This is a genomic window from Acidiferrimicrobium sp. IK, assembly GCF_025499425.1.
GTDB lineage: Bacteria > Actinomycetota > Acidimicrobiia > Acidimicrobiales > Palsa-688 > Acidiferrimicrobium.
On sequence record NZ_JAIMCB010000003.1, the window covers coordinates 340,034 to 358,470 of the forward strand.

At 72.8% G+C, this 18,437-nt stretch carries 18 protein-coding genes; 11 read left to right on the top strand and 7 right to left on the bottom strand.

Going from position 1 to position 18,437, the window contains the following annotated elements:
- Nucleotides 1–79 precede the first annotated feature (79 nt).
- Nucleotides 80–1,210 (bottom strand): amidase, encoded by a 1,131-nt coding sequence (locus K6U06_RS07205; RefSeq protein ID WP_262321230.1) that lies wholly within the window; start codon nucleotides 1,208–1,210, stop codon nucleotides 80–82.
- Nucleotides 1,207–2,826 carry a DUF885 domain-containing protein gene (locus K6U06_RS07210; RefSeq protein WP_262321231.1) on the bottom strand — a complete coding sequence of 540 codons (1,620 nt, stop codon included), beginning with the start codon at nucleotides 2,824–2,826 and terminating at the stop codon, nucleotides 1,207–1,209. Before K6U06_RS07210 ends, K6U06_RS07205 begins: the two co-directional genes overlap by 4 nt.
- A gap of 71 nt (nucleotides 2,827–2,897) precedes the next feature.
- Here K6U06_RS07210 and K6U06_RS07215 point away from each other — a divergent pair, with 71 nt between their 5' ends.
- The 7 genes from K6U06_RS07215 to K6U06_RS07245 all read left to right on the top strand — a co-directional run bounded on the left by K6U06_RS07215 (nucleotide 2,898) and on the right by K6U06_RS07245 (nucleotide 8,839).
- Complete coding sequence (locus tag K6U06_RS07215; protein WP_262321232.1) at nucleotides 2,898–3,713, top strand: hypothetical protein; 816 nt, start codon at nucleotides 2,898–2,900, stop codon at nucleotides 3,711–3,713.
- A gap of 103 nt (nucleotides 3,714–3,816) precedes the next feature.
- Complete coding sequence (locus tag K6U06_RS07220; protein WP_262321233.1) at nucleotides 3,817–4,599, top strand: gamma-glutamyl-gamma-aminobutyrate hydrolase family protein; 783 nt, start codon at nucleotides 3,817–3,819, stop codon at nucleotides 4,597–4,599.
- A gap of 96 nt (nucleotides 4,600–4,695) precedes the next feature.
- Complete coding sequence (locus tag K6U06_RS07225) at nucleotides 4,696–5,934, top strand: class I SAM-dependent RNA methyltransferase (RefSeq protein ID WP_262321234.1); 1,239 nt, start codon at nucleotides 4,696–4,698, stop codon at nucleotides 5,932–5,934.
- 9 nt (nucleotides 5,935–5,943) lie between these two features.
- Complete coding sequence (gene mca / locus K6U06_RS07230; protein WP_262321235.1) at nucleotides 5,944–6,867, top strand: mycothiol conjugate amidase Mca; 924 nt, start codon at nucleotides 5,944–5,946, stop codon at nucleotides 6,865–6,867.
- Between the two features lies 1 nt (nucleotide 6,868).
- Entirely contained in the window at nucleotides 6,869–7,345 is a 477-nt protein-coding gene (locus K6U06_RS07235; protein ID WP_262321236.1) for an SCP2 sterol-binding domain-containing protein, read from the top strand.
- A 58-nt stretch (nucleotides 7,346–7,403) separates the two neighbouring features.
- A complete protein-coding gene (locus K6U06_RS07240; protein WP_262321237.1) occupies nucleotides 7,404–7,973 on the top strand; it encodes a sigma-70 family RNA polymerase sigma factor in 570 nt (189 codons plus the stop codon).
- Nucleotides 7,970–8,839, top strand: a complete 870-nt coding sequence (locus K6U06_RS07245) for an anti-sigma factor domain-containing protein (protein ID WP_262321238.1) — start codon at nucleotides 7,970–7,972, stop codon at nucleotides 8,837–8,839. Before K6U06_RS07240 ends, K6U06_RS07245 begins: the two co-directional genes overlap by 4 nt.
- Nucleotides 8,840–8,868: 29 nt before the next feature.
- Here the strand turns inward: K6U06_RS07245 and K6U06_RS07250 are convergent, their stop codons facing one another.
- Nucleotides 8,869–10,056 (bottom strand): D-alanine--D-alanine ligase family protein, encoded by a 1,188-nt coding sequence (locus tag K6U06_RS07250; protein WP_262321239.1) that lies wholly within the window; start codon nucleotides 10,054–10,056, stop codon nucleotides 8,869–8,871.
- A 93-nt stretch (nucleotides 10,057–10,149) separates the two neighbouring features.
- On the opposite strand from K6U06_RS07250, the gene murF reads away from it, so the two are divergent.
- Nucleotides 10,150–11,616 carry a UDP-N-acetylmuramoyl-tripeptide--D-alanyl-D-alanine ligase gene (murF, locus tag K6U06_RS07255; RefSeq protein ID WP_262321240.1) on the top strand — a complete coding sequence of 489 codons (1,467 nt, stop codon included), beginning with the start codon at nucleotides 10,150–10,152 and terminating at the stop codon, nucleotides 11,614–11,616.
- A 54-nt stretch (nucleotides 11,617–11,670) separates the two neighbouring features.
- On the opposite strand, the gene K6U06_RS07260 is transcribed toward murF, so the two are convergent.
- Nucleotides 11,671–12,459, bottom strand: coding sequence for an SDR family oxidoreductase (locus K6U06_RS07260; RefSeq protein ID WP_262321241.1), 789 nt, complete (start codon nucleotides 12,457–12,459; stop codon nucleotides 11,671–11,673).
- Between the two features lie 38 nt (nucleotides 12,460–12,497).
- Complete coding sequence (locus K6U06_RS07265; protein ID WP_262321242.1) at nucleotides 12,498–13,700, bottom strand: cytochrome P450; 1,203 nt, start codon at nucleotides 13,698–13,700, stop codon at nucleotides 12,498–12,500.
- An 84-nt stretch (nucleotides 13,701–13,784) separates the two neighbouring features.
- Between K6U06_RS07265 and K6U06_RS07270 the strand changes: the two genes are divergently transcribed.
- Nucleotides 13,785–14,384, top strand: coding sequence for a TetR/AcrR family transcriptional regulator (locus K6U06_RS07270; RefSeq protein WP_262321243.1), 600 nt, complete (start codon nucleotides 13,785–13,787; stop codon nucleotides 14,382–14,384).
- A gap of 30 nt (nucleotides 14,385–14,414) precedes the next feature.
- The gene (locus tag K6U06_RS07275; protein ID WP_262321244.1) at nucleotides 14,415–15,545 is read left to right on the top strand and encodes a nitronate monooxygenase; all 1,131 of its coding nucleotides are present in this window, start codon (nucleotides 14,415–14,417) and stop codon (nucleotides 15,543–15,545) included.
- 45 nt (nucleotides 15,546–15,590) lie between these two features.
- Here the strand turns inward: K6U06_RS07275 and K6U06_RS07280 are convergent, their stop codons facing one another.
- Nucleotides 15,591–16,469: a TIGR03619 family F420-dependent LLM class oxidoreductase gene (locus K6U06_RS07280; protein ID WP_262321245.1), complete on the bottom strand. Its 879-nt coding sequence runs from the start codon at nucleotides 16,467–16,469 to the stop codon at nucleotides 15,591–15,593.
- Nucleotides 16,470–16,512: 43 nt separating this feature from the next.
- Here K6U06_RS07280 and K6U06_RS07285 point away from each other — a divergent pair, with 43 nt between their 5' ends.
- Entirely contained in the window at nucleotides 16,513–16,917 is a 405-nt protein-coding gene (locus K6U06_RS07285; protein WP_262321246.1) for a nuclear transport factor 2 family protein, read from the top strand.
- Here K6U06_RS07285 and K6U06_RS07290 read toward each other — a convergent pair.
- Nucleotides 16,914–18,359 carry an aldehyde dehydrogenase gene (locus K6U06_RS07290; RefSeq protein WP_262321247.1) on the bottom strand — a complete coding sequence of 482 codons (1,446 nt, stop codon included), beginning with the start codon at nucleotides 18,357–18,359 and terminating at the stop codon, nucleotides 16,914–16,916. The genes K6U06_RS07285 and K6U06_RS07290 overlap by 4 nt on opposite strands.
- Between the last annotated feature and the right edge of the window lie 78 nt (nucleotides 18,360–18,437).

Here is an 18,437-nt window from a genome sequence, read left to right on the forward strand (position 1 = left end):
GAGTGGAGGGGAGCCGATCAGCACGTTACCCAACCGGTTGGGTCGACCCGCCGGTGGCCCGGTGGAACGGCGAGGCTGCTCAGGCCAGGGCGGCTTCGATGAGGGCGCCGAGCGCGCAGAGTTGTTCTTCGGCCCCCTCCCGCCCGACGAGCTGCAAGCTCACCGGAGAACCTCCCGCCGGCGCCACCGGCAGCGCCAGGGCAGGCACGCCGGCCAGGTTGACCGGGAGGGTCCAGGCGACGGTCATCGCTGCGGCCGCGTCGGGACCGACGGCCGGCGGGGGGCCGCCCATCACCGGGAGGGCCAAGGCGCCGACCTGGTCGAACACCGCGTCGAGACTGCGCCGCCAGCGGTCCCTGAGCGAAAGGGCATCTCGGAGCTGCTGATGGCCGACGCGGGCCGCGTGGCCGAAGTTGTCCCGCACGTCGGCCCCGACCTCGGCGGGGTGGTCGCCGACCAGCTCGCCGTGGGCGTCGAGCGCCTCGCGCCCGAGGATGGCCAGGCCGGCGCGCGCCGCATCCTGCCACCCCGGCAGGTCTATCGGAACAACATCGAGCCCTGCCGCTGACAGCGCGGCGTCGAGCGAGGCGTCCACGGCAGGGTCCACCGGCAGCGGGAGGCGGAGCCGCCCGACCGGCCCGTCGAACGATGCGGCCGGGCGGAACCCCGGCTCCAGCAGCGCCATGCCGGAAGCCACTCCGGCCACGTCGCGGGCCATCGGGCCGACGGTGTCGAGGCTGATCGCCAGGGGCCATACACCCTGGAGGGACACCCGCCCCCAGGTGGTCTTGAGTCCGGTGATCCCGCAGCACGCGGCAGGGATCCGCACCGACCCTCCGGTGTCGGTGCCGAGCGCGACGTCCGCCTCGCCGGCGCCGACCGCGGCGGCCGATCCGCTGCTCGACCCGCCGGGGACGAGAGCGGCGTCGAAGGGGTTGACCGGTGTCCCGAACCACGGGTTGATACCGGTGATCCCGTCGGCCAGCTCGTGGAGGTTGGTCTTGCCGACGATGCGGGCCTCGCCGGCGGCGACCGCGTCGCGGATACCTGCCAGGCACGCTGCGTCCGCGGTTGCGGCCTCGGCCCGCTCGGCCACCGCCCGGCAGCCGGCCGTGGTCGGCACTCCCTCCATGTCGATCAGGTCCTTCACCGCGACCCGCAGGCCGCGGTCGCCGTCGGAGAGCGGGGTGATCCAGGTGGCGGCGGTCATGCGCCGAAGCACGCCCGTTCGGTGAGCGCGAGAGGCATGCCCGGCGCGGCGGCGATGGTGTCGTGGAACTGGCGGAGGTCGCCCCTTCTCTCCTCGAACCATCGGTCGCGCATGCGTTCGATCTCCAACGATCCGGTGAGGTAGGAGGGGGCCTGGGTCGGCCACGAGCAGTACCGCTCGACCTCGGCGCGGGCCACCGCGTCGGTCAGGCCGGCCTTGGTGGCCATGAACGTGACCGCGTCCTCGACGGTCATATCCCCGGTGTGCAAGGCGGTGTCGACCACGACCCTCGCCGCCCGGAAGATCCGGCCGCCGAGATGGCACAGCTCTTGGCGGGGGTCGCCGAAGAACCCCTGCTCGCGCATCATCTTCTCGGCGTAGAGCGCCCAACCCTCGACGAAATACGAGGTCCAGATCACCTTGCGAAGCGGCCGGGGGGTGCTGTTGGCCCAGGTCAGCTGCCAGTGATGGCCGGGGTAGGCCTCGTGGACGCTGGTGGTCGGGATGCTGTGGAAGCTGTTGTCGGCCAGACGCTCCTGGAGCTGCTCGGCGGAGGTGCCCTCCGGCGGGTACGGCACATAGAAGGTGCCCGTCCGCGACGTCGAGAAAGCGGGCGGCGACGAGTAGGACGCCACCGCCAGCAGCGGCCGCTGGAACAGCGGTGACGGCTCGACCAGGCACCGCTCACCGTCGGGGAGAGTGACCAGGTTGCGCTCGACGAGGAACGCTCTGGCGTCGCGGCAGGACCGCTCGTACGCGGCGCGCATCGCCTCCGGCGTGTCGGGGTGCTCGGCCGAGAGCGACTCCACCACCTGCCGCCAGCCGCCACCGCCTGGGTCCACCCGGGATGCCAGCTCGGTCATCTCGGCGTCGAGGTCGTCCCACGCCACCAGCCCCCGGGCGTGAAGCTCCGCCGCTCCGTAGCCGAGCATCTCCCGTTGGCGCAGCAGGGCGCTGTAGCGGTTCTCCCCGAGCGCCCACTCGCCGCGCGCCCGCTCCGCCAGGCCGTCGAGGTGGACGGCGAGGTCGTCGAGGGCGGCCGCCGCCCCGGCCCCGGCCGACGCCAGATCGGCCTTCAGTTGCGGGTCGTCGACCGACCCGGGAAGCAAGTCGCGGAAGTACACCGCCCCGGCGTGCGCGGCATCCCGGCCTCGACGCACCAGCAGCGCCGGCGCGACGCTCGGGTCGAGGTTGGCTTGGGCCGCGGCGACCACGCCGGGCACCTGGTGAAGGCGGGCCACCGCCGCGGCCGTCAGCTCGGTTTCGGGGCGCAGCCGGTGCTGGAACAGGCTGTGCACCCCGCCGGTGCAGGGGTTCAGGTAGATGCTCGGGTCGCGGCGCCAGTCTTGCCACTCCTGCAGCACGGCGCGCCCCGCCAGCTCGGAGAGCAGCAGGGTGAGGTCGATCTGCTGGTCGGGGCCGACCCCGCCCGCGATCAGTCCGTCGAGGCGGGCCGCCCAGCGCCGGTCCTGCGCCGCCCGGTCCTCGAATCCCGCCGAGGAGAAGTCGCCGAGCTCCCCGTCGTGGCCGGGCACGCCCAGCTCGCTGGCGGCGACCGGGCGGCGCTCGAGGTCCTCGTCGATCCACTCCTGCACCACGCCGTCGATCTCTGCCATGGAGCGACGGTACCCCGCCGCCCCCGCTGCGACCGTCGCCATCCGCAACCGGGCCCGGCGCCGAACACCGGGTGTCGGCCTCGGAGAAGGGAAGCGAAGCGTTGTTCGATCTCGATGACCTGAAGAAGAACACTGCGAGGCTCGATGTGTCAGGCATCGACTTCGCCACGTTCGGGGACCAGCCGCTGTCGGCGGGAGGACTGCGGTGCCTGCGCTACATGCACGACGTGGAGTACCACACCGTCTGCTACATGCGCGACCTGCTTGTCACCAAGGCCCACCAGGACCACGAGATCGCCTCGTTCCTGACTTTTTGGTGCTTCGAGGAGTACTGGCACGGAGAAGCGATCGGGCAGGTCCTAAAGGCCCACGAGGAAGGAGCCCACGCCGAGCGGGTCCAGCCCCTGAGGGCCCGGATCCGGCGCCGGGAGGCGTTCAAGCCGTGGCTGCACTCGCTCGGCTCGATGATCGCGGGACGGGAGTGGCTGGCGGTGCACATGACTTGGGGCGCGGTCAACGAGTGGAGCACCCAGGCCGGCTACGCCCGGCTGATCGCCGCCGAACGCCACCCGGTCCTGACCGACCTCCTCAAGCGGATCATGCGCCAGGAGGGCCGTCACATCGACTTCTACGCAACCCACGCACGGGCCGCGCTGGCGTCGAGCGGCCGGGCCCAGCGTCTGGTCCGCTTCGCCCTCGAACGGGCATGGTCACCTGTGGGCGCCGGGGTGATGCCCGCGGAGGAAGTCGACCACCTGACCCGGTTCCTCTTCACCGGGTCGGACGGGATGGCCGCCGCGCAACGCATCGACCGCCAGATCGACCGCCTGCCGGGCCTGGGAGGCCTCTCTCTGCTCGAGCGCTCCATCACCGCCCGGGCCGCCTGAGCGCGCCGGCGGCCTGAGCGCGCTGCCTCCTGAGCGCGCCGCGGCCTGGTCGCGCCGCGACCTGATCGCCTGCCCGACGCCCCGCTGTAGCCTGGTCGGCGCTTTGGCCTCGACCTCCACCCGCTCCGACCTCCGTTCCGTCGCCCGCAGCCCGCTCGGGCCGCTGGTGGCTGTGGCCCCCGCCCGCCTGGGCGCCGGCCGGATCGCGAGCTGGACCGACAGCGGCGAAGCGGCAGGAGTGGCCTACCTGAACGGGCTGCGCCGGGCCGGCGCCCTCCCAGCCGTCGTCGGCGGCCCGACCGGCGCCGCCGCCGAAGCGATCCTGGCGCCCTTCGCCGGCGTGGTCCTGCTCGGGGGCGGCGACTTGGACCCGCTCCACTACGGCGAGTCCCCCCACCCGGCCACCTACGGCGTCGACGTCGAGAGGGACCACTTCGAGCTGGGCCTGGCCCGTCACGCGCTGGAAGCCGGGATCCCGCTGCTGGCGATCTGCCGGGGGCTCCAGGTGCTCAACGTGGCCATGGGAGGCACCCTCCACCAGCATCTCCCTGACCTCGACGGCGCTGACGTCCACGGCGTTCCGATCGGCGCCGGTGACCCCGCGCTCCACCGCGTCGACGTGGCGCCCGGCAGCCGCCTGGCCGCCATCGAGGGGCGCGGCGGGCGTCTCGACAAGTGCGTGTCGATTCACCACCAAGCCGTCGCCGAGGTTGGCGCCGGTCTGGTCGTCACCGCCCGCAGCGCCGACGGTGTAGTCGAGGCGCTCGAGACCCCGTCGTCGGCCGCCGGGTGGTGCGTGGCGGTTCAGTGGCACCCGGAGCGCTCGGCTGCGACCGACCCGGCCCAGCAAGCCATCTTCGACGCGTTCGTCGACGCCGCCCGCTGATCCGTGGGCACCCGGCGAGCACCCGCGGGACGGGCAGGACGGGAGTCCGGTCCCCGCCAGCCGGTACCCCGAGGCGCGGCTGCGCTCGAACGCGACTTGGACCAGCTCACGCTCCAGCTCGGCGACCGGGTGGCCGCCGGTGGTGACGCGCTCGGGCGGCTGCCCGACGGGCGGGTGGTGTTCTGCGAGGGCGGCCTGCCCGGCGAGACGGTCCGCATCGAGCTGGTGGCCCAGCGTCGGGACTTCGCGCGCGCTCGCGTCGTGGCGGTCGACGGCCCGTCTCCAGAGCGCGTCGTCGCGCCCTGCCCCCACGCCCGGGCCGGGTGCGGCGGCTGCCAGTGGCAGCACCTCGCGGTAGACGCCCAGCTGCGCCACAAGGTGGAAGTGGTCGCAGACAGCTGGCGGCGCCTGGCTCGCATGGAGCCTCCCGGGGGGCCACCGCCCCGGCAGGTCGACCCCGGCGGCTACCGGACCACGCTGCGCCTGGCCGTCGACGGAGACGGCCGCCCGGCCTACCGGCACCGCCACTCCAACGGGACCGTCGCCCCGGATCACTGTCTCGTGGCGCACCCGCTGCTCGAGGAGCTGATCAGCGGCGTCCGGCTCCGCCCGGGCCGGCCTCCGGAGCGACCCGCCGGGCGCGGCCGGGGTCAGCGCGACCCCCGGGCCCCGGAGATCGGCCTGCGCGTCGGCGTGGCAGGAGGGGAGCGTCTCGTCGTGCCCTCCGGCGGGGCGGTGGTCGTGGAGGCTCCCGTCGACGCGGTCGTCGTCGGCCCCAAGACCGAAGCGCACCTCCACGAGGACGTCGGTGGCCGGCGGTGGCAGGTGGGGGGACGGTCGTTCTTCCAGTCCGGGCCGCAGGCCGCCGGCCTGCTCGCCGAGACCGTCAGCGCGGCCGCCGGCCCGCTGGCGGCCAGCGACACGCTGGTGGACCTCTACGCCGGGGTCGGGCTGCTCGGAGGTGTGGCCGCGGCCCGCGCCGGGTGCCGGCTGGTCGCGGTCGAGTCGTCACCGGGCGCAGCCGCGGACGCGGCCGCCAACCTGGCCGACCTGGACGCCGAGGTGTTCGCCGGCGAGGTCGAGGTGTGGGAGCCGGTCCCGGCCGACGTGGTCATAGCCGACCCGGCCCGCTCCGGGCTGGGCCGCGCCGGCGTGGCCGCGGTGGCCTCCACCGGCGCCGGCCGCGTCGTGCTGGTGAGTTGCGACCCGGCGTCGTGCGCCCGGGACGCGGCGTTGCTGCGCGACGCCGGCTACGGCGCTACGTCGATGGCCATCCTCGACCTCTTTCCCCACACCTTCCACATGGAGGTCGTGACCGCCTTCGAGCGCCCGTAGGCTGGAGCGGTGCCCGAGCTGTGCCTCCTCGAAGTCCACGCCCACCCCGACGACGAGTCGTCCAAAGGGGCCGGGACCGTCGCCCGCTACCACGCCGAGGGAGTCCGCACCGTGCTGGTCACCTGCACCGGCGGCGAGGAAGGCGACATCCTCAACCCGGCCATGGACCGCCCGGGGGTCGTCGAGCGCCTGCCCGAGATCCGCATGGAGGAGCTTAAGGCGGCCACCGACATCATCGGCTACGACGAGGTGGTGATGCTCGGCTACCGGGATTCGGGGATGCCCGACAGCCCCGCCAACGCCAACCCGGCCAGCTTCGCGGCGGCGCCCCTCGACGAGGCCGTCGGCCGGCTGGTCGCGGTGATCCGGCGGGTCCGGCCGCAGGTTCTGGTCACCTACCCTCAGGACCAGTCGGGCTACCCCCATCCCGACCACCTCCGGACCAACGAGATATCGGAGGTGGCCTTCGACGCGGCCGGGGACCCGACCCGTTACCCGGACGCTGGCGAACCGTGGCAGCCCCTCAAGCTGTACTACGTCACCTGGTCGGTCCGGCGCATGGTCGCCCTGCACGAGAAGCACCTGGAGCTCGGGATGGAGTCCCCGGTCAGCGAGGAGCGCCTGGCGCGGGTGGGGGAGGTGCCGCCGCCGACGACGATCATCGACGTCAACGGCTTCAGCCGGGTGACCCGGGAGGCGCTGCTCGCCCACGCCACGCAGGTCGACCCGACGTCGAAGTTCTGGTTCGGGTTGCCGCCGGAGGTGATGGACGGGCTTCACCCCTTCGAGGAGTACACCCTGGCCCGGGACCTGACCGGGCGGCGGCCGCTGGAAGGCGTCGAGGACGACCTGTTCGCCGGGGTCCGCTCGACCCTCGACGGCTCACCGGCCGGCGGCTCACCTGTCGGCGGCGTCGCCAGGGAGGACCGCTGAGGTGGGGGAGGATCAAGCCGGCGATACGGTGGCGCCGCTCGACGAGCAGCTGCAGGCCGCGTTCGGCGCCCTGATCGAAGGCGCGACGCTAGGAGCGTCGGACCTCTCCGGGGCGCTCGCCCTGGTCGTACCGGCCAGCGCCGGCCGGCCGCGCCGGACGCGTTCGGCCCCGCCGGCCGGCACCGAGGGGTCCGGGGCCGCGGCGGAGACCGCTCAGGGCACCCTCGAGATCGAAGGAGGCCGGGTGGTCCGCTGGATCCCCGGGGTCGTCGCGCCAGATGCCGTCGCCACCCTCACCCTGCCCCTCGCCGACGCGCGGGCGCTGCTGGCCGGGGTCGAGGAGCCGAGCGTGCTGTTCATGCAAGGCCGGCTGAAAGCCGACGGGGACATGGCCGCGATCCTCGCTCTCCTCCGGGCTACCGCCGGAGACGGCTACGGTCGCGGGCGTGCCACGCTGGCGGCCTCCGACGGCCGCTGAGCGGGGCGTGCCCCCGGAGGGCCATCCGAACCCGGCGGCGGCTCCGAATGAAGAAGCGATGACCGCATCCCTGCTCGACGCCAGCGACGGCGCCCTGGTAGTCGCCATCGGTCGGTGGCGGGAGGACGCGCTCGCCGAGGCCTACCGGCGCCACGCCGGCGCGGTGTTCGGCTTGGCCCGGCGGGTCCTCAACGACCCGACCCGAGCCGAGGAGATCGTGCAGGAGGTCTTCTTGCGGCTGTGGAACGAGCCGGACCGCTTCGACCCCGAGCGAGGATCGCTGCGTAGCTACCTGCTGGCCCAGACCCACGGCCGGGCCGTCGATCTACTGCGCTCGGAGACCTCCCGGCGAGACCGCGAGCAGCGCGAGGCGCGCTCGGCCGCCGAGGCCGGCTACGACATCGAGCACGAAGTCTGGGACCTGGCGGTCGCCGACCGAGTCAAAGAAGCCCTCGCTACGCTGCCCGAGGACGAGCGCCAGGCCATCCACCTGGCCTACTTCGGCGGGCACACCTACCGGGAGGTGGCCGCACTGCTCAACGCTCCGGAGGGCACGGTGAAAAGTCGCATCCGGGTGGGCCTCAAACGCATGCGCAGCGAGCTCGGCGATGTGGGGGTGGGAGCATGAGCGACTCTCGGCCGGTGACCCACGAGGACATCCAGGCCCTGCTCGGGGCGTACGCCCTCGACGCGGTGGCGCCCGACGAAGCCGAGCTGGTCGCCCGCCACCTCGAGGTGTGCCCCCGGTGCCGGGCCGAGGTTCAGGAGCACCGGGAGGTGGCTGGCCTGCTCGGCTACGCCGGCCAGGAAGCCCCCGCCGGCCTTTGGGACCGCATCACCGCCAGCATGCAAGAGGCCCCGCCCGCGCTGCGCCTGCAGCGCGTCGGCGACGACGCCTTCCCCAGCGCTCCCGGCTCGGAGGGCGCCGCGGCGCCCGGCCGGGCTGCGGGTGGCGTCGCTGCGCGACCCCAGGGAGCGGGCGCCGGCGGACCTAGGGGCGGCGCGCGGTACCAGACGCTGCGGGTGCGGGCTCTGGCCGCCCTCGCGGTGGCCGCGGCGGTTGCCGTTGCGGTCCTCGGGGTGCAAGTCGCCCGCCTAGACCACCGGACCTCGACCATCAGCCACGAGGTCTCGCTCGGGACCCCGTCGATGAGCGCGGTCACCCAGGCCCTCTCCGTCCCCGGCGCCCGCAAGGTGATCCTCCGGCCCGTCGCCGACGGCCAGACCGTCAACGCGGTCATCCTCCCTGGAGGCCAGGGCTACCTCTACGACGCCAAGCTCAGCGCGCTGCCCTCCTCCCAGACCTACCAGCTGTGGGGGGTCACGGAGTCGGGCACGGTGTCCTACGGGCTTCTCGGCAGCACCCCGGCGCAGGTGGTCGGGTTCCGGGCCGGTGCCGGGATATCGGCGCTGGCCATCACCGCAGAGGTCGCGGGCGGCGTCGAGCGCTCCACCCACGCCCCGGTCGCGGCCGGCGCGGTGCCGGCGGTCTGACCCCCGCGCCGCGGGTCTGCCGGCGTTTCCTAGCGCGACGTCTGCCGGGTGGATCGCCGCTGATGGCGGCGGATCGCCAGATCGACGAGCTGGTCGACGAGATGCGGGTAGGGCACCCCGGACGCAGCCCACAGCCGGGGGTACATCGAGATCGGCGTGAACCCCGGAAGGGTGTTGATCTCGTTGAGCAGCAGGCGGCCGTCGACGTCGTAGAAGAAGTCGACCCTGGCCATCGCGTCGACTCGCAACGCCCGGCACGCGGCCACCGCGAGGAGGGCCATCTCGTCGGCGACATCCTCGGGGATCGGCGCAGGGACCAGAAGGTCGGCGGTTCCGGAGGTGTACTTGTCGTCGAAGTCGTAGAAGTCGTGGCTGGGTTTGATCTCCCCGACCGTCGAGGTGAGGAGGGGATCGAGGCCGAGCACGCCGATCTCCAGCTCCCGGCCCCGGATCTCCTCCTCGACTACCAGGTAGTCGTCGTAGCGGGCGGCCAGGTCCAGCGCTGCGACCAGCTCCCCGGGGTCCGCAGCCCGGGACACGCCGATGGTGGAGCCCATGTTGGCGGGTTTCACGTACACCGGCCACCCGAGGTCGGCCTCCACCTGCTTGACCAGGCCGGTCACCGCGTCGCGGTCGTGATCGGCGAGGCCGGCGGCGGCGACGCCCAACCACCGGGCCTGGGGCAGCCCGGCCCCGGCGAAGGCGGTCTTGGCCAGTGCTTTGTCCATGGCGGCCGCTGATCCGGCGACCCCGGCGCCGACGTAGGCCACTCCCGCCACCTCGCAGAGCCCCTGCACGGTGCCGTCCTCTCCCATCGGGCCGTGGAGGACGGGCCAGACCACCGTGGTGTGCGCGCCGTCGGCCTGCAACGCCCCGACCGGCTCGAGGGTCGCGGGGATGCGCTGCTGCGCAGCGTCAGCGGGCCATGAGCCGGGCGGCGGGAGGGACGGCAGCGGCCAGCTCCCCGCCAGCAGGACATCGGGTTCGGGCAGCGCGGCGGCGTCGTCGGGTAGGACGGCGAGCAGCGGCGTGGCGTCCACCCACCGGCCGTCGGTCCCGATACCGATGACCTCGATCTGATAGCGGTCGGGGTCGCAGGCGGCCAGGACGTGGCGGGCTGAGACGCACGACACCTCGTGCTCGGCGGAGCGGCCCCCGTAGAGCACGACCAGGCGTATCCGGCCGCCGGGCCGGGGACGGGGGACAGCGTCGACCATGGCCGACCACGCTACTGGCGTCGCCGGCCGGTCCATGGGACCCCGCCCGGTCTGGCGCGCCCGCACCCGCAGCACTGGCATGATCGAGGGCGCATGCGCTGGACCCTCCAACAGCTCGCCGACGCGGTGCACGGCCGGATCGAAGCCGAGCCCCCCGACCCCGACCCCGCTCAGGCCTACGGGCCGGTGACCATCGACTCCCGGGAGGTGACCGCCGGCGCCTTGTTCGTGCCGATCGTCGCCGAGCGCGACGGGCACCAGTTCATCGACGCCGCGCTCCAAGCCGGCGCCGCCGGCTATCTGTTCGTGCCCGGCCACCGAGCGCCCGGCCACCGAGCGCCCGGCCACCGAGCGCCCGGCCACCCAGCCCCCGGTCACCCGGAGCCCGGGCGCCGTGAACCCGGACCGCCTGCTTCGGGTCACGTCGAGCGCCCGGCGGCGGCCATCGCCGTGGCCGATACCGGCGCCGCGCTGCTCGACCTCGGCAGGGCCGCTCGGAGGCGTCTGGAAGGCCCGGTGGTCGGGATCACCGGCTCGGTCGGCAAGACCTCGACCAAGGACCTGGCGGCGGCCGCGCTCGGCGCGGCCCGGCGGGTCACCGCCAGCGCCCGGAGCTTCAACAACGAGCTGGGCGTCCCCCTAACCCTGGCCAACGCAGCCGATGACACCGAAGTGGCAGTCATCGAGATGGGGGCGAGGGGGGTCGGCCACATCGAGTTGCTCTGCGACATCGCCCGCCCCACCATCGCGGTGGTGACCGCAGTGGCCACGGTCCACACCGAGATGTTCGGCGGTCTCGACGCGGTGGCCCGGGCCAAAGGAGAGCTGGTCGAGTCCCTCCCGCCTTCGGGCAGCGCGATCTTGAACGGCGACGACGAGCGGGTCTCGGCGATGGCCGAGCGCACCGACGCGCAAGTGATCAGATACGGCGTCGCAGCCGAGTCGCGGACGCCGGGCCTCGACGTGGTCGCCGAGCAGGTCACCCTCGACGACGACCTCCGGGCCCGTTACGTGCTGCGCTCGCCGTGGGGGAGCACCGAGGTGGCCCTCTCGGTCCGCGGCGCCCATCAGGTGGGCAACTCGCTGGCGGCGATCGCGGTCGCGCTCCTCGTCGGCGTCGACCTCGACGCAGCCGTCGGGGCGCTGGCGACGGCGGCCGCGAGCCCGTGGCGGATGGAACTGGTGACCGCGCCGTCCGGGGCCCAGATCCTCAACGACGCCTACAACGCCAACCCCACTTCCACTGCCGCGGCCCTGCAGGCGCTGGCCCGTCTGCCCGCCTCCCGCCGCATCGCGGTGCTCGGAGCGATGGCCGAGCTCGGCCCCGACGGGCCCGGCGAGCACCGCCGCATCGCCGACTTGGCCGCCCGGCTCGGCATCGAGGTCATCGCCGTCGACACCCCCGATTACGGCCCCGCGCCCGTCGCCGGTGTCGACGGTGCACTGGCCGCAGTAGGGGAGTTGTCGCCCGGCGACGCGGTGCTGGTCAAAGCCAGCCGGGTCGCCGGGCTCGAACGCCTGGCAGCCGAGCTGTCGGACCCCGCCGGGCCGCCGCCTTGAGCGCGCCGCCCTGATCCCGCCACCGGGCGGCGGCGATCCCCCCGGCGGTCCAGCTCACAGGTCCGGGACCGGCAGCTCCAGGTTGGGGGCGATCAGGCCGCCGTCGACCTCGATCACCTTCCCGGTGAGGTAGCGCCCGGCGTCCGACGCCAGGTACACGGCCGCGGCGGCCACCTCCTCGGGCCGGCCCATGCGCCGCAGTGGCGTCGCCTTCTCCAGCGCGGTGCGTATCTCGTCGTTGGCGGCCACCACCTCGAGGGCATCGGTGTGCACCGCGCCGGGCGCGATGGCGTTGACCCGGATCTTCGGGCACAGGTCCATCGCCGACAGCCGGGTGTAGTGGGCCAGCGCGGCCTTGGCCGTCCCGTACGCCGCCAACGCCCGCCCAGGGAGGCGGCCCATCGTCGAGGTGATGTTGACCACCGCGCCGCCCCCGTGGTCGAGCATCACCGGAACGGCCGCGACGGTCAGGACGTGCGCGGTGAGCACGTTGAAGGACAACGCTGCGCTCAGCTCCGCGGCCGAGGTGTCGAGCAGCGCCTTGGGCATCGCCCCCCCAACGTTGTTGACCACGATGTCGAGGCGCCCGAACGCGTCGGCGGCTGTCGCGGCCAGCGCGGCGCACGCGTCGAGGTCGCTCAAGTCGGCGGCGACGACCACCGCCCGCCGCCCCAGCGCGGTGATCGACGCGGCCACTTCCTCCAAGTTGGCGGCGGTGCGCGCCGCGATCACCACGTCGGCGCCTGCTTGCGCGAACGCCAGCGCGGTGGACGCGCCGATGCCCCGCCCGGCGCCGGTCACCACCGCAACCTTGCCGTCGAGCCGGAACAGGTCGAGGATCATCGGCCCGACCGTACCGTCGTCAGCCGAGCGGGCCGCGCTCACAGCACCCGGAACGAGACGCTGGTCGGCCGGCGGACGTACGGGCCGTCGGCGTAGGTCACCCCTTCGGTGTCGACGTCGAAGTCCGGGCAGCGGCCCAGGAGCTCCTCCAGTGCGACCCGGGCCTGGAGTCGGGCCGCCGCCGCCCCGAGGCAGTGGTGAGCGCCGTGGCTGAACGTCAAGATGTTGCGCGGTCGACGCTCGACGTCGAGCTGGTCGGCGTCGTCGCCCCAGTGCTGCTCGTCCCGGTTGGCCGACGCGTAGAGCAGCAGGACCTTGCGGCCGGCCGGGATCGTGACATCACGGACCCGGACGTCCCCGGTGGTGGTACGGGCCAGGGCCTGCACCGGGCAGGTCAGCCGGAGCAGCTCTTCGATCGCGTCGGGCAGCAGCCCGGGGTGGTCGCAGAGCAACCGGCGCTGAGCGGGATGGTCGGCCAGCAACTGCACCGAGCCTCCAAGCAGCCCGGTCGTGGTGTCGTTGCCGCCGGTGACCATCGTGAAGGCGAACCCGAGCACCGCGTCGAGACCAGCGCCGGCAGCGACCATATCGGAGAGGGCGTCCTCGCCCGGATGGCCTTCGCGCCACGCCGCCAGCTGGGTGAAGTACGCGGCGAGGTCGGCCATCGCTGTCGAGGCCCGCGCCAGCGCCGCCGCCGGGTCGCCGGTGGCGTTGGCCGCGACGATCGCGTCGGTCCAGTCGTCGAAATGGTCCCGGTCGCAGCCGGGTACCCCCAGATAGTGGGCCACCACCATGCTCGGGAGCGGCTTGAACAGCGCGGCCACGATGTCGCCGCCGCCGGCATCCGCCAGGGCGTCGATCCGCGACCTCACGAACTCGCGAACCGCCGGCTCGATGCCCGCCACCCGCCGGGGGGTGAACCCCCTGGCGACCAGCCGCCGGAACGCGGAGTGGCCAGGCGGGTCCTGCATCACGAGCGGGGGGCTGTCGACCATGCCCAGCCGCTCCAGCTCCCCGTAGTTGGTCGTGAGACCGTCGGCGGACGAGTAGGTGCGCGAGTCCCGGGCCGCCCACAACACGTCGTCGTAGCGGCTGAGGACCCAGTAATCCCGGTCGGGGTGGCCCGGCGGCTCGACCCGCAAGACCGGGGCCTCCCGCCGCAGGGTCTGGTACATCGGCCACGGGGACCGCCAGGTGGCGGCGGAGGGAGGCACGTAGCGAGGGACGGCCAGCTGCTGCACCCCTCGATACTGGAACCGATCCTCATTCCCGTCAAGAACAAATATTGGTTGATCTACATACATTGGATGCGCTATACAAGTTCTGTGACCACCCAGGCGGACCGGCGGGCGGAGACCCGGCGCATGCTCCTAGAGGCGGCGGCCGATCTGTTCGCCGAGCGCGGCATCGAAGCGTCGAGCATCGATGCCATCGCGGCCGCCGCCGGGCGAACCTCCGGGGCGGTCTACGACCACTTCGGTGGCAAGGAAGGCCTCCTCTACGACCTCCTCCAGGAATGGGTGGACGACGTGGCGGCGGTGGTCGCCGTGGAGATGATGGAGGCCACCACCCTCGAGGAGCGCATGGCGGCCTTGTGGCGCAACGTCAAGCAGCCGCCCAAGGGCGGCGGCCGGTGGATGGCCCTCGAGCACGAGTTGTGGCGCTACGCCACCCGCGACGACGCCGCCCGCCAGCACCTGGCTCGCCGCTACCGGGTCGCCTGGGAGGGCACCGACGCAGCGGTGGCCGCCGGCGGCGACCCCGGCGCGGCGCGGATGGCCGTCGGGCCGGCGATCGTAGGCCTGCTCTTCGGCCTCGAGATGATGCGGCGGGTGGACCCCGCAGCGGTAACCGACGACATGGCCGTCGCCGCGCTGATGGGCGTGGCCCTGGCCGCCCGCCACCACGACAGAGCTCAACCATGACCGACAGCCGCTTTCGAGGAGGACTGGTAGATGCGCACCGCGATATGTGACCAACTGGGCGTGGAGTTCCCGATCTTCGCCTTCACCCATTGCCGCGACGTCGTCGTCGCGGTGGCCCGAGCGGGCGGTTTCGGGGTGCTCGGCGCGGTGGGCTTCAGCCCCGAGCAACTGGAGACCGAGCTGCGCTGGATCGACGAGCACATCGGCGATCGCCCCTACGGCGTCGACATCGTCATCCCCAACAAGTACGAAGGGATGGACGCCGACCTGACCGGCGACGAGCTGGCCGAGATGCTGCGCAAGATGGTGCCTGCCCAGCACCTCGAGTTCGCTCGCTCGCTGCTGGCGGACCACGGCGTGCCGCCGGCCGACGACGGCGACGCCCTGCGGCTGCTCGGCTGGACGGAAGCCACGGCCACACCGCAGGTGACCGTCGCCCTCGCCCATCCGAAGGTGGCGCTCATCGCCAACGCCCTCGGCACGCCGCCGGCGGACATGATCGCTCACATCCACGACGCCGGCCGCAAGGTGGCCGCGCTGTGCGGCTCGCCGTACCAGGCCCGCAAGCACGCCGACGCCGGGGTGGACATCGTGATCGCTCAGGGCGGTGAGGGGGGAGGCCACTGCGGCGACGTCGGTTCGATCGTTCTTTGGCCCCAGGTGGTCAAGGAGGTCGCTCCGGTCCCGGTGCTCGCCGCAGGCGGGATCGGGAGCGGCGCGCAGATCGCCGCGGCGCTGGCCCTTGGCTGCCAGGGGGCGTGGTCAGGCTCGCAGTGGCTGATGGTGGAAGAGGCCCACAACACCCCGGTGCAGCAGGAGACCTACCGACGGGCTACGTCGCGCGACACGGTCCGCAGCCGCAGCTTCACCGGCAAGCCGTGCCGGATGCTGCGCAATGACTGGACCGACGCGTGGGAGCGGGCGGACAGCCCCGACCCCCTGCCGATGCCGCTGCAGTACATGGTGTCGGGCATGGCGGTGGCGGCAACCCACCGCTATCCGGACCAGTCGGTGGACGTGGCGTTCAACCCCATCGGCCAGGTGGTCGGCCAGCTCGAGCGGGTCGAGAAGGCCGGCGCGGTGGTGCGGCGGTGGGTCGAGGAGTACGTCGACGCCGTCGAGCACCTCGACGCGCTCACCGCGGCCGCGCTGGCCCAGTAGTAGCGCCGGCGGCTGGATGCCCTCCCGGCTCACGCTCGCCCCGGCTCAGCGGTTCACCGCGGCGATCACGTGGTCTGCGTAGCGGTGGAGGGCATCGATCTTCTCGGCCAGGGTCTCGGTGTCCGCCTCGACGCCGTAGGGGTTGAAGCGGCTCATACCTCCAGTTACGTGGGTGACGCCCATGTCGGCCAGCCGCTTGACCCCGTCGGGGCTGAAACCCTCGGCGGAGGCTGCGTAGATGGAGAAAGGGAGGTGATCGCGGCCGTAGCGGGCCCGCAGCTCACCGAGGCGGGTGATGCAGCGGGCGAACTCGTCGTCGGGCATTCCGGCGGGCAGCCAGCCGTCTCCGAGGCGCGCCGCCCGCTCGAGGCTGCGCTCGTTGTGCCCGCCGATCAGGATCGGAACGTCCGCGCCCGGCTTCAGCTTGGTGGCGGGAAAGTCGAAGCACTCGCCGTGGTGCTCGTAGTAGTCGCCGGTGGCCAGGCCCCGCACCACCTCGATGCACTCCTCGAAGCGGCGGCCCCGGCCGGCCCACGGGACGCCGCACAGCTCGTAGTCATCGGGCCACGGGCTGATGCCGACGCCGAGCTCCAGCCGGCCGCCGGTCAGGGCTGCCACCGAGGTGGCCTCCTTGGCCAGGATCACCGGGTTGCGCACCGGGAGCTTCAGCACGAACGTGTAGCAATGCAGCGCCGTGGTCGCCGCGCCGATGGCCGCCGCCGCGACCAGCGGCTCGATGAACGGCTTGTTTTCCAGGAACTCCCGGGTCCCGTCGGGATTGTAGGGATAGCTGGAGTCGGAGACCTTCGGGTAGGCCAGGCTGTCGGCCAGGGCCACGCTGTGAAAGCCGGCGTCCTCCGCGGCCTGCGCCAGAGGAATCATAATCGCCGGGTCGATCATCGCTAAGGGCGTCGTAAAGTGCACACCAGGATGATAGAGCTATATGGGGAGAAGATCTATGCTCGGAATGGATAAATATCTGCCTCATCCGGCCCGTGATGCGGCCCGCCGATCGATGAACGCGGTGGAGGCCGGCGACCGGGCCGCGTGGCTGTCGTTGTTCACCCCCGACGCGGTCGTCGCCGACCCGGTCGGGCCGTCGCCTTTCGACCCGGCCGGCCTGGGCCACCATGGGCCGGACGCGATCGCCGGCTTCTACGACAACGTCATCGCCAAGGGTCGGATCTCATTCGCCATCCGGGAGTCGTTCGCGGCCGGGAATGAGTGCGCAAACGTCGGAACGATCACCACGAGATTCGACGACGGGTCGGCGGTCGAAGTGGACCTGGTATCGGTGTACACCGCGGACAGCGACGGACGGCTGGCATCGTTGCGGGCCTACTGGGAGATCGACAACCTCCGCTACCGCTAGCCCCCGAGCGGCACGAGCGACTGCAACTCGCTGTAGGCGTCGAGGCCCTCCCGGCCGAACTCCCGGCCGATCCCCGACGCCTTGAACCCCCCGAAGGGCGCCACGAAGTCCATCGTGTACTGGTTTACGCCGACGGTGCCGGTACGGAGGCGGCGGGCGACGTCCATGCCGGCAGCGCGCTCGGCGGTCCACACCGAGCCGGCCAGGCCGTACTCGCTGTCGTTGGCTATGCGGACCGCGTCGTCGAGGTCCTGGTAGGGGATGACCGTGAGCACCGGCCCGAAGATCTCCTCCCGGGCGATGCGCATCGTGTTGGTCGCGCCGGCGAAGACCGTCGGCTGCACATACCAGCCCCGCTCCAGGCCGGCGGGGCGCCCGGAGCCGCCGGTGGCCACCCGGGCCCCCTCCTCCTCCCCGAGGGCGATGTACTTGGCGACCCGCTCCCGCTGGCGCTGCGAGACCAGGGGCCCGATCTCGGTCGCCGGGTCGGCCGGGTCGCCGACGGTCATCCCGGCGACGGTCTCGGCGAGGGCGTCTACCACCGCGTCGTAGTTGGCCCGGCTGGCGAGGATGCGGGTCTGGGCCACGCACGCCTGGCCGCTGTTCATCAGCGAGGCGAACTTGAGGCCCTCCATCGTCGCGGCCAGATCGGCGTCGTCGAGGATGACCGCCGCCGACTTCCCTCCCAGCTCGAGGCTGCAGCGCTTCAGCTGCTGGCCGCACACCGAGGCGATGGCCCGGCCGGCGGCCGTCGAGCCGGTGAAGGCCACCTTGTCGACGCCGGGATGGGCGACCAGGTGGGCCCCCACTTCCCGGCCGGCCGGGACGATGTTGACCACCCCGGCCGGCACGCCCGCCTCGTGCAGCAACTCGGCGAGGAGATACGCGTCGAGGGGTGTCTCCGGTGCCGGCTTGAGCACGACGGTGCAGCCGGCCAGCAACGCCGGAGCCAGCTTGGACATGGTGACGAACTGCGGGACGTTCCAGGGGACGATGGCGGCCACGACGCCCACCGGAGCCCGCCGGACGGTGACGGGCGAACCGAGCACACCGCTGCGCTGCTCCTCCCACGGGTAGGACGCGGCCACGTCGAGGAACGTGGTCAACATCATCCACGGAGCCGGCGACTGGGCCAGCTGAGAGAACGAGGTCGGGGAGCCCATCTCGGCGGTGATCACGTCGGCCATCTCCGCCATCCTCCCGGCGTAGAGATCGGCGAAGCGACGCACGACCTCCATCCGCTCCTCGGGTGCTCTGGTCGGCCAGTCGGTCGAGTCGAACGCCTTACGGGCCGCGCCCACCGCGGCGTCCATGTCGGCCGCGGCGCCGGCCGGGACCGACGCGATGACCTCCTCGGTGTGGGGTGAAACCACCCGGAAGGTGTCCGCGGTGGCCGGCTTGGCCCAACCGCCGTCGATGTAGAAGGCGTCGTATTGCTCCACCCAGGCAGCTTGATCGGGGCGGCCGGGCCGCATCCAGCGAAACGTGCCGCTGACCGGGACGCCACCGCCCGACGGGGG

Coding starts and splice junctions, on each gene's coding strand:
- K6U06_RS07205 (WP_262321230.1), bottom strand. CDS start 1,210: ATGACCGCCGCCACCTGGATCACCCCGCTCTCCGACGGCGACCGCGGC.
- K6U06_RS07210 (WP_262321231.1), bottom strand. CDS start 2,826: ATGGCAGAGATCGACGGCGTGGTGCAGGAGTGGATCGACGAGGACCTC.
- K6U06_RS07240 (WP_262321237.1), top strand. CDS start 7,404: ATGACCGCATCCCTGCTCGACGCCAGCGACGGCGCCCTGGTAGTCGCC.
- K6U06_RS07245 (WP_262321238.1), top strand. CDS start 7,970: ATGAGCGACTCTCGGCCGGTGACCCACGAGGACATCCAGGCCCTGCTC.
- K6U06_RS07250 (WP_262321239.1), bottom strand. CDS start 10,056: ATGGTCGACGCTGTCCCCCGTCCCCGGCCCGGCGGCCGGATACGCCTG.
- murF (WP_262321240.1), top strand. CDS start 10,150: ATGCGCTGGACCCTCCAACAGCTCGCCGACGCGGTGCACGGCCGGATC.
- K6U06_RS07260 (WP_262321241.1), bottom strand. CDS start 12,459: ATGATCCTCGACCTGTTCCGGCTCGACGGCAAGGTTGCGGTGGTGACC.
- K6U06_RS07275 (WP_262321244.1), top strand. CDS start 14,415: ATGCGCACCGCGATATGTGACCAACTGGGCGTGGAGTTCCCGATCTTC.
- K6U06_RS07285 (WP_262321246.1), top strand. CDS start 16,513: ATGGATAAATATCTGCCTCATCCGGCCCGTGATGCGGCCCGCCGATCG.